The organism is Serratia sp. GW822-FHT06E05, assembly GCF_058799445.1.
The window spans coordinates 107,631-123,144 of sequence record NZ_JBXALM010000008.1; the positions used below are offsets into that span (position 1 = coordinate 107,631).

General features: G+C 54.7%; 12 protein-coding genes. 7 read left to right on the forward strand and 5 right to left on the reverse strand.

From position 1 onward, the window contains the following. Positions 1 to 42 precede the first annotated feature (42 nt). Together AC1RKC_RS17980 and AC1RKC_RS17985 are read left to right on the forward strand one after the other, a co-directional pair. Positions 43 to 1,248 carry a sugar efflux transporter gene (locus AC1RKC_RS17980; protein ID WP_020825192.1) on the forward strand — a complete coding sequence of 402 codons (1,206 nt, stop codon included), beginning with the start codon at positions 43 to 45 and terminating at the stop codon, positions 1,246 to 1,248. A 141-nt stretch (positions 1,249 to 1,389) separates the two neighbouring features. Then, positions 1,390 to 2,862 (forward strand): DASS family sodium-coupled anion symporter, encoded by a 1,473-nt coding sequence (locus tag AC1RKC_RS17985; protein WP_020825193.1) that lies wholly within the window; start codon positions 1,390 to 1,392, stop codon positions 2,860 to 2,862. Positions 2,863 to 2,996: 134 nt separating this feature from the next. On the opposite strand, the gene leuD is transcribed toward AC1RKC_RS17985, so the two are convergent. From leuD to leuL, 5 genes are all read right to left on the reverse strand, one after another. Beyond that, on the reverse strand, positions 2,997 to 3,599 hold the full coding sequence (leuD, locus tag AC1RKC_RS17990; RefSeq protein WP_020825194.1) for a 3-isopropylmalate dehydratase small subunit: 603 nt from the start codon (positions 3,597 to 3,599) through the stop codon (positions 2,997 to 2,999). Positions 3,600 to 3,608: 9 nt separating this feature from the next. Next, the gene (gene leuC, locus AC1RKC_RS17995; protein ID WP_261139401.1) at positions 3,609 to 5,009 is read right to left on the reverse strand and encodes a 3-isopropylmalate dehydratase large subunit; all 1,401 of its coding nucleotides are present in this window, start codon (positions 5,007 to 5,009) and stop codon (positions 3,609 to 3,611) included. Between the two features lies 1 nt (position 5,010). Continuing rightward, positions 5,011 to 6,102 carry a 3-isopropylmalate dehydrogenase gene (gene leuB / locus AC1RKC_RS18000; RefSeq protein WP_041414192.1) on the reverse strand — a complete coding sequence of 364 codons (1,092 nt, stop codon included), beginning with the start codon at positions 6,100 to 6,102 and terminating at the stop codon, positions 5,011 to 5,013. Between the two features lie 2 nt (positions 6,103 to 6,104). Further along, positions 6,105 to 7,679: a 2-isopropylmalate synthase gene (gene leuA, locus AC1RKC_RS18005; protein ID WP_020825197.1), complete on the reverse strand. Its 1,575-nt coding sequence runs from the start codon at positions 7,677 to 7,679 to the stop codon at positions 6,105 to 6,107. An 89-nt stretch (positions 7,680 to 7,768) separates the two neighbouring features. Then, the gene (leuL, locus tag AC1RKC_RS18010) at positions 7,769 to 7,852 is read right to left on the reverse strand and encodes a leu operon leader peptide (protein WP_104410921.1); all 84 of its coding nucleotides are present in this window, start codon (positions 7,850 to 7,852) and stop codon (positions 7,769 to 7,771) included. Positions 7,853 to 8,533: 681 nt separating this feature from the next. On the opposite strand from leuL, the gene leuO reads away from it, so the two are divergent. From leuO to cra, 5 genes are all read left to right on the forward strand, one after another. Continuing rightward, positions 8,534 to 9,481: a transcriptional regulator LeuO gene (gene leuO / locus AC1RKC_RS18015; RefSeq protein WP_046374525.1), complete on the forward strand. Its 948-nt coding sequence runs from the start codon at positions 8,534 to 8,536 to the stop codon at positions 9,479 to 9,481. A gap of 464 nt (positions 9,482 to 9,945) precedes the next feature. Continuing rightward, positions 9,946 to 11,748, forward strand: a complete 1,803-nt coding sequence (locus AC1RKC_RS18020; RefSeq protein WP_493092664.1) for an AMP-dependent synthetase/ligase — start codon at positions 9,946 to 9,948, stop codon at positions 11,746 to 11,748. 322 nt (positions 11,749 to 12,070) lie between these two features. After that, positions 12,071 to 13,789, forward strand: coding sequence for an acetolactate synthase 3 large subunit (ilvI, locus tag AC1RKC_RS18025; protein ID WP_041414196.1), 1,719 nt, complete (start codon positions 12,071 to 12,073; stop codon positions 13,787 to 13,789). Between the two features lie 2 nt (positions 13,790 to 13,791). Then, a complete protein-coding gene (gene ilvN, locus AC1RKC_RS18030; protein WP_004932806.1) occupies positions 13,792 to 14,283 on the forward strand; it encodes an acetolactate synthase small subunit in 492 nt (163 codons plus the stop codon). A gap of 216 nt (positions 14,284 to 14,499) precedes the next feature. Then, a complete protein-coding gene (cra, locus tag AC1RKC_RS18035) occupies positions 14,500 to 15,504 on the forward strand; it encodes a catabolite repressor/activator (RefSeq protein WP_020825201.1) in 1,005 nt (334 codons plus the stop codon). Positions 15,505 to 15,514: the final 10 nt, after the last annotated feature.

Genomic DNA, 15,514 nt, shown 5'->3' on the forward strand with positions numbered 1-15,514 from the left:
CCTAAGGTTCTGTCTTCCGCATTAAGGGCCTGAGACGAAGATATGAAACGACTGCATTGGCTGCCACGCCGCTTTAATCCCGTCTTTGCCGCTTTCCTGCTGATTGCTTTCCTTTCCGGTATTGCCGGAGCGCTATTGGCGCCGACCCTGAGCCTGTTTTTAACCACCGAGGTTAAGGTCCGGCCGCTGTGGGTGGGTCTGTTCTATACCGTTAACGCCATTGTCGGCATTGCGGTCAGTTTTCTGCTGGCCAAACGTTCGGACACGCGCGGCGATCGACGCAAGCTGATCCTGGTGTGCTGCCTGATGGCGGTCGGCAATTGCCTGCTTTTTGCCTTCAACCGCGACTATTTGACGCTGATTACGGCCGGGGTGCTGCTGTCGGCAATTGCCAACACCGCCATGCCACAGATTTTCGCACTGGCGCGGGAATATGCTGACAGCTCGGCACGTGAAGTGGTGATGTTCAGCTCGGTCATGCGTGCGCAGCTGTCGTTGGCCTGGGTGATTGGCCCGCCGCTTTCGTTTACGCTGGCGTTGAATTACGGCTTTACGGTGATGTTCGTTATTGCCGCGGCGACCTTTGCAATTTGTGCATTACTGGTGTGGTTTACGCTGCCTTCGGTGCCGCGTGTCGCGCCGGTAGAACCTGCCGATACGCTAATCGCAGCGCCTTCGGCACCGATTGCCCCAGTCAGCGCCTGGCGGAACCCGGATGTCAGGCGGTTGTTTATCGCCTCGGTGCTGATGTGGACCTGCAATACCATGTACATCATCGACATGCCGCTGTATATCACCGCCGATCTGGGCCTGCCGGAGAACCTGGCGGGACTGCTGATGGGCACGGCGGCCGGGCTGGAGATCCCGGCGATGCTGCTGGCCGGTTATTACGTCAAGCGCTTCGGCAAACGCAATATGATGCTGTTCGCCGTGGTGGCAGGCATCCTGTTTTATGCCGGGCTGGTGGTGTTTAAATTCAAGCTGGCGCTGATGGTATTACAGCTGTTCAATGCCATCTTTATCGGCATTATCGCCGGTATTGGCATGCTCTATTTCCAGGACCTGATGCCAGGGCGGCCCGGTGCGGCGACAACGCTGTTTACCAACAGTATTTCTACCGGGGTGATCCTGGCCGGGGTGCTGCAGGGCGCGTTGGTGGAAAACCTGGGTCATTACGCGGTGTATTGGCTGGCGGCACTGCTGGCGGTGGCGGCGTTATGGATGAGCGTTCGCGTGCGAGAAGTGTGAGTGTAAACGTCGTCAACATTGACGCATGTCATTGAGAACATTACGCCAACGGCCCAAGCTAAACGAAACCGGAGCCCGATCGCTGTGCTCCCGCCCATCTTGCTGCTGAGATGCCGATCCGTTTAGAAAAGTGGGTATGTTATGGATAAACTAACACCGCTCAAACCTGTCCCTTCCCTGTGTGCCGTCGTCGTCGCTCTGCTTATCTGGTTTGTGATCCCGGTTCCCGAAGGGGTTGCGCCCAATGCCTGGCATCTGCTGGCGCTGTTTATCGGCACTATCATCGCCATCATCGGCAAGGCAATGCCGATTGGTGCGGTTTCGATAGTGGCCATCGCACTGGTGGCCGTAACCGGTGTCACTAACCCCGGCAAACCGGGCGCGGCGCTCAATGATGCACTCAGCGGGTTCTCCAACCAGTTGATTTGGTTGATCGGTTTTTCGATCATGATCTCCCTTAGCCTGAACAAAACCGGGCTGGGCGCGCGCATTGGCTACTACTTTATTTCGTTGTTCGGTAAGAAGACGCTGGGGATCGCCTATGCATTGACGCTGGCGGAAACCACCCTGGCGCCAGTCACCCCAAGCAATACCGCCCGAGGCGGCGGGATTATCCATCCGATCATGAAGTCAATCGCCGACAGCTTCGGCTCGCGGCCCGATCTGAATACCTCAGGCAAAATTGGCCGCTATCTGTCGCTGGTGAATTACAACATCAACCCTATCACGTCGGCGATGTTTATCACCGCGACTGCGCCTAACCCGCTGATCGTCAGCCTGATCGCCAAGGGGACGCACGGCAACTTCGAACTCTCCTGGTCAATGTGGGCAATTGCTGCTCTGGTGCCGGGCGTGTGTTCGTTGATCGTTATGCCGCTGGTCATTTATCTGTTGTATCCGCCGGAGGTGAAAAGTACCCCGGACGCGCCGCGCTTCGCCCGCGACAAGCTACAGGCTTTGGGGCCAATCACCTTGCCGGAGAAAATCACCCTGGCAGTGTTTGCTCTGTTGCTCGTGCTATGGGCCGGCATTCCGGCGATGATCTTCGGCCCGGCGCTGGCGGTTAACCCCACCACGGCCGCGCTGATTGGCCTGGCGGTGCTGTTGGCGACCGGCGTGCTGAGTTGGGAAGACGTTTTGAAGCACAAAGGGGCCTGGGATACGGTGGTGTGGTTCTCTGCGCTGGTGATGATGGCCAGTTTCCTCGGCAAGTTGGGGTTGATTAGTTGGCTGTCGCAGACCGTGGGCAGCGGTATTGATCATATGGGGATGAGCTGGGTGGGCGGCACCGTGCTGTTAACCATCATCTATCTGTATTCGCACTACTTCTTTGCCAGCACCACCGCACACGTCACCGCCATGTTTGCCGCCTTCTTTGCCGCCGGCGTTGCGCTCGGGGCGCCACCGGCGCTGTTGGGCCTGATCCTGGCGTTTTCGTCTTCTCTGATGATGTCACTGACCCACTATGGTACCGGGACGGCGCCGATCATTTTCGGTTCCGGCTATGTGACGCTGGGCGAATGGTGGAAAGCCGGTTTTGTGATGAGCGTGATTAACCTGCTGATTTGGATGTTAATTGGCGGGGCCTGGTGGAAGTGGCTGGGTTATTGGTGATACCCGTCATACTTGAAGCTGCCGCTGTGTTGGCTGCGTAAGCGCACCCCTGTCACTTAGTTCACTAAGCTCCAGGGGATTTACTTACTTGCCGCCTTGCCGCAGCTCCAATTATTTAGGGTATTAGCCGCTGATCAGTTCAGAAACGCGGGCTGCTGCGCCTCGTAGCGTGAAATATCCGCTTCGTGTTGCAGCGTCAGGCCGATGCTGTCCAATCCGTTAATCATGCAGTGGCGGCGGAAGCTGTCGATCTCAAACGGGTAGCTTTTGCCGCCGGCATTGACCGTCTGGTTCTCCAAATCGACCACGAATTCGACCCCTTCGTTGTCTGCGACCAGTTTGAACAGTTCATCAACCTGCTGTTCGCTCAAAGTAACCGGCAGCAGCTGGTTGTTGAACGAGTTGCCGTAGAAGATATCGGCGAAGCTGGGCGCAATCACCACTTTAAAACCGTAATCGGTCAGTGCCCACGGAGCGTGCTCGCGTGAGGAGCCACAGCCAAAGTTTTCGCGCGCCAGCAGGATGCTGGCACCCTTGTAGCGCGGCTTGTTCAGCACGAACTCAGGGTTTGGCTGCTGGCCGGCGTCATCGAGGAAGCGCCAGTCGTTAAACAGGTGCTGGCCGAAGCCGGTACGCGTCACTTTCTGTAAAAACTGTTTTGGAATGATGGCGTCGGTGTCGACGTTAGCCGCGTCCAGAGGCACGACCAAACCAATATGTTGAGTAAATTTAGACACGTTAGCCCCTTAGTGAATATCACGGATATCGGCGAAATGACCGGCAACGGCCGCCGCCGCCGCCATCGCCGGGCTGACCAGGTGAGTACGTCCACCGCGGCCCTGACGCCCTTCGAAGTTACGGTTGCTGGTGGATGCGCAGCGCTCGCCGGGGTTCAGACGATCGTTGTTCATCGCCAGGCACATTGAGCAGCCCGGCAGACGCCATTCGAAACCGGCTTCAATAAAGATTTGATCCAGGCCTTCCGCTTCCGCTTGAGCTTTCACCGGGCCGGAGCCCGGCACCACGATCGCCTGTACGCCATTGGCAACCTTGCGACCTTTGGCGATTGCCGCAGCCGCACGCAAATCTTCGATACGTGAGTTGGTACAAGAGCCGATAAACACTTTGTCGATCGGCACTTCGGTCAGCTTGATGCCCGGTTTGAGGTCCATATAGGCCAACGCTTTTTCTGCCGAGGCACGTTCAACCGGATCGCTGAACGATTCCGGCGCCGGGATTGCCTGATTAACGGCAATAACCTGGCCTGGGTTGGTACCCCAGGTAACCTGTGGCGCGATGTCTTCGGCGCGCAAGGTTACTACGGTATCAAATTTGGCGTCGTCATCTGACTTCATGGTGCGCCAGTAGGCGACGGCCTGCTCCCAGTTGTTGCCGGTTGGGGCAAACTGACGGCCTTTCAGGTATTCAAAGGTGGTGTCGTCCGGAGCCACTAACCCGGCTTTGGCGCCCATCTCGATCGCCATGTTGCACAGGGTCATGCGGCCTTCCATGCTCAGCGTTTCAATCGCTTTGCCACAGAATTCCACGACGTGACCGGTACCGCCGGCGCTGCCGGTTTTGCCGATGATCGCCAGCACGATGTCCTTGGCAGTAATGCCTTCGGCGGCATCACCGGTGACTTCAATCTTCATGGTTTTGGCGCGACCCTGTTTCAGGGTTTGGGTAGCCAGCACATGTTCCACTTCCGAGGTACCGATACCGAAGGCCAGCGAGCCGAAGGCTCCATGCGTCGCGGTATGAGAGTCGCCGCAGACGATGGTCATGCCCGGCAGCGTCATGCCCTGCTCAGGGCCGATGACGTGTACGATGCCCTGGAAAGGGTGGTTCAGGTCATACAGCGAGACGCCGAATTCAGCACAGTTCTTGATCAGCTCCTGCATTTGAATACGCGCCATCTCGCCGCTGGCGTTGATGTCTTTGGTTTGGGTCGAGACGTTGTGGTCCATAGTGGCGAAGGTTTTGCCAGGTTGGCGCACCTTGCGGCCCATGGCGCGCAGACCATCAAATGCCTGTGGCGAAGTGACTTCGTGCACCAGATGGCGGTCGATATACAACAGCGGCGTTTCGTTCGGCGCTTCGTACACCACGTGGGCATCGTACAGCTTCTGATATAAGGTCTTGGCCATGTTATGCCCCCTGAGCTACAAAGCGGGCGATGATGTCACCCATTTCATCGGTGCTGATGGCTTTACCGGTACCTGCCAGATCGGCGGTGCGGTAACCTTGTTCCAGCGCCTGGTTGATTGCGCGTTCTACGGCATCCGCTGCTTCAGTGGCACCCAGGCTGTAACGCAGCAGCAGGGTGGCGGACAGGATCTGGGCGATTGGGTTGGCGATGCCTTTACCCGCGATGTCCGGTGCAGAACCGCCTGCGGGCTCGTATAAACCGAAGCCTTGCTCGTTCAGGCTGGCGGACGGCAGCATGCCCATCGACCCGGTGATCATTGCGCACTCGTCGGACAGGATATCGCCGAACAGGTTGGAACACAGCAGCACGTCGAACTGCGACGGGTCTTTGATCAACTGCATGGTGGCGTTGTCGATATACATATGCGACAGCGACACATCTGGGTAATCCTTGGCGACCTGATTGACCACTTCGCGCCACAGAATCGAGCTCTGCAATACGTTGGCTTTATCAATCGAGGTTACTTTATTGCGGCGCTTGCGGGCAGATTCGAAGGCGATGCGCGCAATGCGTTCGATCTCGAAGCGATGATAGACCTCGGTGTCGAAAGCGCGCTCCTGCATGCCCTGGCCTTCACGACCTTTCGGCTGGCCGAAGTAGATGCCACCGGTCAGTTCACGCACACACAGAATATCGAAACCGCGGGCGGCGATGTCGGCCCGCAGCGGGCAGAACTCTTCCAACCCCTGATACAGGCGAGCAGGGCGCAGGTTGCTGAACAGTTTGAAGTGCTTGCGCAAGGGCAGCAAGGCACCGCGTTCAGGTTGTTCTGCTGGCGGCAAGTGTTCCCATTTCGGGCCACCTACTGAACCGAACAGGATGGCGTCGGCTTGCTCGCAACCGGCGAGGGTTGCCTGTGGCAGCGGACTGCCATGACGATCGATGGCAATACCACCGACGTCGTACTCGGCTTCGGTGATGCGGATATCAAAGCGCTGACGCACTGCGTTCAACACTTTACGCGCTTGGGCCATTACTTCCGGGCCGATTCCGTCTCCGGGCAAGACGGCAATGTGGTAGGTCTTCGTCATGTTCACACCGTTTCCTGATTATTTTGATGTTTGTTTTGCTGCAGACGCTGCTTTTCTTTTTCTACCTGCTGGGAGCGCCAAATATTATTCAGTACGTGAACCATCGCCTTGGCGGAGGATTCCACGATGTCGGTCGCCAGACCTACGCCATGGAAGCGGCGGCCGTTGTAGGACACCACGATATCAACCTGGCCCAGCGCATCGCGCCCCTGACCCTTGGCGGTTAATTGATATTTCACCAGTTCGATCGGGTAACCGGTAATACGGTTGATTGCCTGATAAACCGCATCAACCGGGCCATTGCCGGTGGCCGCTTCGGCTTTCTCTTCTTCGCCGCAGACCAGTTTCACTGAGGCGGTGGCCATAATGCTGCTGCCTGACTGCACGCTGAAGTAATCCAGGCTGAAGTGCTCTGGTTCTTCCTGCTGCTTATTAATGAAGGCCAGCGCTTCCAGGTCGTAATCGAACACCTGGCCTTTTTTGTCGGCCAGCTTCAGGAAGGCGGCGTACAGATTGTCCAGGTTGTAGTCCTGTTCCTTATAGCCCATCTCTTCCATACGGTGTTTCACCGCAGCGCGACCGGAACGGGAAGTCAGGTTCAACTGTACATCCTTCAGACCTATGGTCTGCGGGGACATGATTTCGTAGTTTTCGCGATTTTTCAGCACGCCGTCTTGGTGAATACCGGAGGAGTGGGCGAAAGCATTGGAACCGACGATCGCTTTGTTGGCCGGGATCGGCATGTTGCACAGCTGGCTGACAATCTGGCTGGTACGGAAGATTTCCTGATGATTGATGTTGGTGTGCACGTTCATGATGTCCTGGCGCACTTTGATCGCCATGATCACTTCTTCCAGCGAGGTGTTGCCTGCGCGTTCACCGATACCGTTCAAGGTCCCTTCAACCTGGCGGGCGCCAGCCTGTACTGCGGCGATGGAGTTGCCGACCGCCATGCCCAGATCGTCGTGGCAGTGGACGGAGATAATGGCTTTATCGATATTCGGTACGCGGTCATACAGGGTGGTGATAATACCGCCAAACTGGTTCGGGGTGGTGTAGCCCACGGTGTCCGGGATATTGATGGTGGTCGCGCCGGCATTGATAGCGGCTTCCACCACGCGACACAGGTTATCGATTGGCGTACGGCCGGCGTCTTCACAGGAGAATTCTACGTCGTCAGTGTAGTTACGGGCGCGTTTCACTGAGCGTATTGCCATCTCCAGCACTTCGTCGAACGAGCGCTTCAGTTTTGATTCAATATGCAGGGTCGAGGTGGCCAGGAACACGTGAATGCGGAACGCTTCGGCGACGCGCAATGCTTCGGCCGCGACGTCGATGTCTTTATCTACGCAACGAGCCAGGCCACAGACACGGCTGTTTTTAATCTGGCGAGCGATGGTTTGCACGGATTCGAAATCACCCGGTGAGGAGACAGGGAAGCCTACTTCCATAACGTCGACACCCATTCTCTCCAGCGCCATCGCTATCTGAATCTTCTCTTTCACGCTCAGGCTGGCCTGCAGCGCTTGCTCGCCATCACGCAAAGTTGTATCGAAAATAATGACTTGTTGGCTCATCGGGTGGTTCCTTATCGTGTTTATTTCACGCTAAGCGGGTAAAAAAAAACCCGCGCAGTAGCGCGGGTTTGTTATGAGGGTGGGCTGAATCAGCTCTGAACTCCGTCCACCGGCATACCGCGCAAACAAGATGCGTTAAGTAGTAGGCCTAGTAGACGGTAAGTGTGGTTCATGGCGGTTCAACTCTCTAAAATAATGTCGTTGCCTAATTTGATACGTTATTGGCTTAACTATGTCAACATCTGATTGAAAATGAGGGTACTCCTTTAGAGCTCGATTAGCGCACCCTGAGAAACAGACGATAGTTCGGAGAAAAATGACATTGTCAGAGAAAAGTTGAGGGCGGGTTTGCGGCCCAGTTAGCATAAACGAAATGAATATATATCCTCGCAATTGCTTCTGAGGGACAGTGCGTTAAAATTAAAGATGCAAAACAACGGGAGCCGTGCTAGCCAGAATTGAAGGTGGTGTTTTTGTATTGCTGGTATCAATGCTTTGCAGTGGTTTATGTTTTTTGTGAATTAGCCATAAGACTAAAGTGGCCGGTAAGTAACGGTTGTTTGATTGGGTGATGTGTTTTTAATGCGGTTTATCAGAGGAAGATGGATAATGATTTGTTACTGTAGGTTATTAAAAATAACAATTGCCGGATTTCTACCGGGAGGTGAATGATAAAGCTGTTGCAAACCGGATTTTGGCTTTTAACCATGCTTATAAACAGGACGATGCTTTAGCCCGATTTTAAATGAATGGGGCGAGAGATAACTAATTCTTCTCGGTGTGATTAATACCACAATTTTGTTGTTTTAATTATGCCTGGTGAATTATCTACACAGGACTTAGTGGAGTGGGATATGTCGGAATGTAATTCAGAAATTATTATTGATAAGGATGCCGCTGATATTCATTTGCGCAGTGTCGACCTGAACTTGCTCACCGTATTCGATGCCGTGATGCAGATGCAAAACATTACCCGGGCGGCGGCCTTTTTGGGAATGTCACAACCGGCAGTCAGCAATGCGGTCGCGCGGTTGAAATTGATGTTTAACGACGAGCTGTTCGTGCGCTGTGGACGCGGTATTCAACCGACGGCGCGAGCTCGTCAGCTGTTTGGGCCCGTCAGACAGGCTTTGCAGTTGGTGCAAAATGAGCTGCCGGGCGCGGAGTTCGAACCCTTCACCAGTGAACGCGTTTTCTCCATCGCCATCTCCAGCCCGCTTGATCTGCGACTGGGTGCCGGAATAATCAATCATTTGAAGAAAATTGCCCCGCAAACTCACTTAAAAATCAAATCCTATATAAGCAATAATATCGACAATCAATTACGCTATCAGGAAGTCGAATTTGTGATTGGTTATGCCCGCTTTGATCCAACAGAGTTTAAAAGTGTGGCTATTTTTGACGATGAGTTAGTGTTGGTTACCGCAAGAAAACATCCCAGAATTGAAAAAGATATTACGCCTGAACAGATTATGGCTGAGCAGCATGCTGTAGTTTCGCTGGAGAGTTTTTACTCTTTTAGCCAACCTTACTATATGGAAGAGGCAATGCAGCGCCTCGTGGCTCAGCAATGTACAGATTTATACAGCGTATTGAACATGGTTTCCAATACTCACATGATTGCTATTGTTCCGGCATGGTTGGCACGGCAACAGTCGGAAGCATTACAATTGCAGTTTGTCCCATTGCCATGGAATGAAAACAAAGTTACCTGCTACCTCTCTTGGCATGAATCGGCAGAGCGCGACAAGGGGCATCAATGGATGAAAGCCCAGCTTGGCCAGTCTGATATGCCGGAGTAAATCAGTCTATTATTACCCCCATGGTGGTAATGTCCCATTGGGGGGTAATATGTACTGGCGATTTATTAAGAATTATCTTGGTGTTCTCTAAGGGGTTTCTTTATTTAAGCGTTCTGGATTGGTTCATTTAGAATAAGTTAGATAGTTTCATTAAAAAATATCGATATAAAATTATATACTGAAATGTTATTTATATTTGGTTTTTATCTCTGTTCCAGGGTCGGGCCTTTCGGTCTAGCATTTTGTGGCCTGGATAAAACCTTTTCCTCCCCTTTTTGTCCAACGGTGAGACGCGGTGAAATCAACCTGAGTTTTGGCTCACACTTCTACGCTGAAATCTCTTTTCCCGCCGCTATAGACTAGGTAGACTGCGCGAAAAAAAGTAAACACGTGTAAGCTGAGTTGTGAGGAGAGGTTATCCCACACTACGCTAACTGTTTGATTCATTTCAGGCTTAGAGCGCTATGATCAATAATCTGCTGCAATACCATTTGACTCACCGTATACAGCACCAAATTACTCACCGTGCCGATCGCACTGCTTTTCGCCAATGGTCTCCCCAGGGGGAGACCCAAATGACCTGGAAGCAGGTCGATACGCATATCAATCTCATCGCCAGTGCGCTGTTGGCATTGGGTGCCGACGTGCAGGAACGTATCGCGATTTTTGCCAATAACTGCATGGCCTGGTCGCTGGCGGATTTGGCCATTCTGCAATTACGGGGTGTGAGCGTGCCGCTGTATGCCACCAACACGCCGGCCCAGGCGGCCTTTATCATCAATGACGCCGATATCCGTATTCTGTTTGTCGGCGAGCAGGCTCAATTGGATGCCGCCATCGCGCTGCGTGGTGTATGTCCGCAGTTGAGACACATTATTGTATTTGATGACAGCGTCGACCTGCATGGCTGTGAGATTGCCCAACACCTGAGCACCTTTGAACGTGAAGTCGACGTAGCGGCGTTCTCATCCCAATTGCAGCAACGCATAGCCGATTGCGATCTGCGGGATCTCTTCACGCTGATCTATACCTCCGGTACCACCGGCGAACCCAAGGGTGTGATGCTGGATTATCGCAACCTGGCTGCGCAGCTTTATCTGCATGATGAGCGGTTGACGGTGAATGAAGAGGATGTGTCTCTCAGCTTCCTGCCGATGTCACACGTGTTTGAACGGGCCTGGAGCTTCTTCATCATGCACTCTGGCGCGCAAAACGTGTTCTTGCCGAATACCGATTGGGTGCGCGAAGCCATGGCGGCGGTGCGTCCGACGCTGATGTGCGCGGTGCCGCGCTTTTACGAAAAAATCTTCAGCGCAGTGCATGAAAAGGTCGCGCGTGCGCCTTGGCTGCGTCGGGCATTGTTCCATTGGGCGATTGTCTGCGGTGAGCGCAAGTTCCTGCAGGAGCGCGCCGGTAAGCCATTGGGCAAGCTATTCGATCTTTCTCATCGCTGGGCCGATAAACTGGTGCTGAGCAAGCTGCGCGGTATCCTCGGCGGGCGTGTACGCTTCTTGCCGGCCGCGGGCGCCAAACTGGACGACAATGTCATCCTGTTTTTCCAGGCGATGGGCGTTAACATCAAATACGGTTATGGCATGACCGAAACCTGCGCCACCGTCTCCTGTTGGGAAGAGGGCAATTTCCGCTTTGGCTCGATTGGCAAGCCCTTGCCGGGGGTTGAAGTGCGTATCGGCGAGGAGAATGAAATTCAGGTGCGTGGGCCGGTGGTGATGCGCGGCTATTTCAATAAACCGCTGGAAACCGCCGCCTCCTTTACCGAGGATGGCTGGTTGAAGACCGGCGATGCCGGCGCCATGGATGAAGGCGGCAACCTGTTTATCACCGAACGCCTGAAGGATTTGATGAAAACTTCTGGCGGCAAGTACATAGCTCCGCAGATGTTGGAAGGCACGCTGGCGCAGGATCGCTTTATCGAGCAGGTGGCGATCATCGCCGATGCGCGTAAATTCGTTTCCGCCCTGATCGTGCCCAGCTTTGAATCTCTGGAGGAGTATGCGAAATCCATCAATCTGAAGTATCAGGATCGGATCGAGCTGTTGCGTCACAGCCATATTCTGGAAATGTTTGAAAGCCGCCTGCGTGAGATGCAAAAAGAGCTGGCGCGCTTTGAACAGGTAAAAAGATTTACCTTGTTGCCTGCCGCCTTCTCGATGGAGTTGGGCGAGCTGACGCCAACGTTGAAGCTACGTCGTAAGGTCATTTCACAGCGCTATCAGCGTGAAATTGACTCCATGTACCAGGATTAGATCAGCGATTGTCGCCGGACGGATTGTTCGGCTAAAAAAACAGCATAATTCTTGCCTGATATAGTTCTGTAATTCCTCGCCTGATTGAAACAATGCCTAGCCCGAGCCGCTGGCGGCTAGTGCATTGTTTCTGTAAACCCCAGATCTCCAGCCGCTTGGCAATAACCATTCCATTACCAAGCCTTTTTGCTGTTTGCCTGCCCAATATTCTGACGTTATGTTAATCAGTTAGAACCAATCCACAAAAACTTTGGGGCAATGCCCCACAGCAGGCGCTACGTTCCGGCGCCAGACAAGAATAAGTAAGCCTGGAGGCAAACCCATGGAGATGTTGTCAGGAGCCGAGATGGTCGTCCGATCGTTGATCGATCAGGGCGTTAAGCACGTATTCGGATATCCGGGCGGGGCGGTACTCGATATTTACGATGCCCTGCATACGGTCGGAGGCATCGATCACATATTGGTGCGCCATGAGCAGGGCGCAGTGCATATGGCCGATGGCTATGCGCGCGCCACCGGTGAAGTCGGGGTGGTTCTGGTGACCTCAGGGCCGGGAGCGACCAACGCGATCACCGGCATTGCGACAGCCTATATGGACTCCATCCCGATGGTGGTGCTTTCCGGGCAGGTTCCCAGCTCGCTGATTGGTTACGATGCCTTCCAGGAGTGCGACATGGTCGGGATTTCTCGCCCGGTGGTCAAACACAGTTTCCTGGTGAAGCGCACCGAAGATATTCCCGGTATTTTGAAGAAAGCCTTCTACCTGGCTTCTACCGGCCGCCCAGGCCCGGTGGTGATTGATCTACCGAAAGACATCGTTGGCCCGGCAGTAAGAATGCCTTATGCCTACCCGCAGGAAGTGAGCATGCGCTCTTATAACCCGACGGTGCAGGGCCACCGCGGGCAGATTAAACGCGCATTGCAAACTATCCTTTCGGCCAAGAAGCCCGTTATGTACGTCGGCGGCGGCGCGATTAATTCGGCCTGTGACGGTGAACTGCTGGAGCTGGCGGAAAAACTGAATTTACCGGTTACCTGCACCCTGATGGGATTGGGCGCGTTTCCCGGCACGCACCGCCAGAGCGTCGGCATGCTCGGTATGCACGGGACTTACGAAGCCAACAAAACCATGCATCACTCTGACGTGATCTTTGCCGTCGGCGTGCGCTTTGACGACCGTACCACCAACAACCTGGCGAAATATTGCCCGGATGCCACCGTACTGCATATCGATATCGACCCTACCTCAATCTCCAAGACGGTTGATGCCGATATCCCGATCGTCGGTGATGCCAAGCAGGTGTTGACCCAGATGCTGGAATTGTTGGCGCAGGAAGACAAAACGCAGGATCACGATGCGCTGCGCGATTGGTGGCAGTCTATTGAACAGTGGCGTGCGCGCGACTGCCTGGGCTACGACAAGAACAGCGGCACTATCAAGCCGCAGGCCGTGATTGAAACCCTGCATCGGCTGACCAAGGGCGACGCTTACGTTACCTCCGATGTTGGCCAGCACCAGATGTTCGCTGCACTCTACTACCCGTTCGACAAGCCACGCCGTTGGATCAACTCTGGCGGGCTGGGCACCATGGGCTTTGGTTTGCCTGCCGCGCTGGGCGTCAAGCTGGCATTGCCTGATGAAACCGTGGTGTGCGTGACCGGCGACGGCAGTATCCAGATGAATATCCAGGAGCTTTCCACCGCATTGCAGTACAACCTGCCGGTGATCGTAGTGAACCTTAATAACCGCTATCTGGGGATGGTGAAGCAGTGGCAGGACATGATCTACTCTGGTCGTCACTCCCAGTCTTATATGGATTCCCTACCGGACTTCGTCAAGCTGGCGGAGGCTTACGGTCATGTGGGTATCGCCATTCGTACGCCGGATGAACTGGAAAGCAAACTGGCGCAGGCGCTGGCCGAAAAAGAGCGCCTGGTATTTGTCGATGTGACCGTCGATGAGACCGAACATGTTTACCCAATGCAGATCCGCGGTGGAAGCATGGACGAAATGTGGTTAAGCAAAACGGAGAGGACCTGATCATGCGCCGAATTTTATCTGTCTTGCTGGAAAACGAATCCGGTGCGTTATCGCGTGTGGTGGGTTTGTTCTCTCAGCGCGGTTACAACATCGAAAGCCTGACGGTCGCGCCGACCGACGACCCTACGCTGTCGCGTATGACGATCCAAACCGTCGGCGATGAGAAGGTGCTGGAGCAGATCGAAAAGCAATTGCATAAGCTGGTGGACGTGCTCCGCGTCAGCGAATTGGTGCAGGGCGCACACGTCGAGCGCGAAATTATGTTGGTGAAGCTGCAGGCCAGCGGTTACGGGCGTGAGGAAGTGAAGCGTTGTGCCGATATTTTCCGCGGTCAGATCGTTGACGTTACCGCTACGCTGTACACCGTTCAACTGGCCGGCACCAGCGATAAGCTGGATGCGTTCCTGAGTGCGGTGCGTGAAGTGGCCGAAATTGTTGAAGTGGCGCGTTCCGGCGTGGTCGGCGTATCGCGCGGCGATAAAATCATGCGCTGAGGGGTGAGATTGGCGTAATCTGAGGGCGCGGCCAGGCTGCGCCCTTTGTTTTTCGGCGTTTTTTGCCCGTTTGCTGGCACCTTTCGGCAAAAGCGGTTGCTAGGCAGAGTTTTCTGCTGTTAGATCGCAGAGGCTGGATTGAATAACCGCACAGGATGCGATGGTTAATCCGGGCATGGTTTTCACTTCTATTTTCAGCGTCATTAAGGGGTTAACGTGAAACTGGATGAAATCGCGCGTCTCGCGGGCGTTTCGCGCACTACGGCCAGTTATGTCATCAACGGCAAGGCGAAGCAGTATCGTGTCAGCGATAAAACCGTCGAGAAAGTGATGGCCGTGGTCAGGGAGCACAACTATCACCCAAATGCCGTCGCGGCAGGGCTGCGCGCCGGGCGAACGCGCTCTATCGGTCTGGTGATCCCGGATCTGGAAAACACCAGCTACACCCGGATTGCCAACTATCTGGAGCGTCAGGCGCGCCAACGCGGCTACCAGCTGTTGATTGCCTGTTCGGAAGATCAGCCTGATAACGAAATGCGCTGCATCGAACATCTGCTGCAACGTCAGGTCGATGCGCTGATCGTTTCCACCGCTTTGCCGCCGGAGCATCCGTTCTATCAGCGTTGGGCCAACGATCCGCTGCCGATTATTGCCCTGGACCGTGCGCTGGATCGTGAGCATTTCATCAGCGTGGTGGGTGCCGACCAGGAGGATTCTTTCGCGCTGGCGCAGGAACTGCGTACCTTCCCGGCTGAGTCTGTGCTGTATCTGGGCGCGTTGCCGGAGCTTTCCGTCAGCTTCCTGCGTGAACAGGGCTTCCGTCAGGCCTGGCAGGATGACGAGCGTCATGTCGATTATCTGTATGCCAATAGCTATGAGCGAGAGGCTGCGGGCGTGCTGTTTGCCGAATGGCTGAAAACCCATCCGATGCCACAGGCATTGTTCACTACCTCATTCTCTTTGCTGCAAGGGGTGATGGACGTGACCTTGAAGCAGCGTGGCCGCTTGCCGACCGATCTGGCGATCGCCACCTTCGGCGATCATGAGCTGCTGGACTTCCTTGAGTGCCCGGTGCTGGCGGTTGCGCAGCGTCACCGTGACGTGGCCGAACGCGTATTGGAGCTGGTGCTGGCCAGTCTGGATGAGCCGCGTAAACCTAAACCGGGTCTGACGCGCATTCGCCGCAATCTGTTCCGCCGCGGCAGTCTGAGCCGAAAATAATCCTATAGCA

Bases quoted from the DNA above. Each gene is read 5' to 3' on its own strand.
- AC1RKC_RS17980 (WP_020825192.1), top strand. From the start codon at position 43: ATGAAACGACTGCATTGGCTGCCACGCCGCTTTAATCCCGTCTTTGCC.
- AC1RKC_RS17985 (WP_020825193.1), top strand. From the start codon at position 1,390: ATGGATAAACTAACACCGCTCAAACCTGTCCCTTCCCTGTGTGCCGTC.
- leuC (WP_261139401.1), bottom strand. From the start codon at position 5,009: ATGGCCAAGACCTTATATCAGAAGCTGTACGATGCCCACGTGGTGTAC.
- leuB (WP_041414192.1), bottom strand. From the start codon at position 6,102: ATGACGAAGACCTACCACATTGCCGTCTTGCCCGGAGACGGAATCGGC.
- leuA (WP_020825197.1), bottom strand. From the start codon at position 7,679: ATGAGCCAACAAGTCATTATTTTCGATACAACTTTGCGTGATGGCGAG.
- leuL (WP_104410921.1), bottom strand. From the start codon at position 7,852: ATGAACCACACTTACCGTCTACTAGGCCTACTACTTAACGCATCTTGT.
- leuO (WP_046374525.1), top strand. From the start codon at position 8,534: ATGTCGGAATGTAATTCAGAAATTATTATTGATAAGGATGCCGCTGAT.
- AC1RKC_RS18020 (WP_493092664.1), top strand. From the start codon at position 9,946: ATGATCAATAATCTGCTGCAATACCATTTGACTCACCGTATACAGCAC.
- ilvI (WP_041414196.1), top strand. From the start codon at position 12,071: ATGGAGATGTTGTCAGGAGCCGAGATGGTCGTCCGATCGTTGATCGAT.
- ilvN (WP_004932806.1), top strand. From the start codon at position 13,792: ATGCGCCGAATTTTATCTGTCTTGCTGGAAAACGAATCCGGTGCGTTA.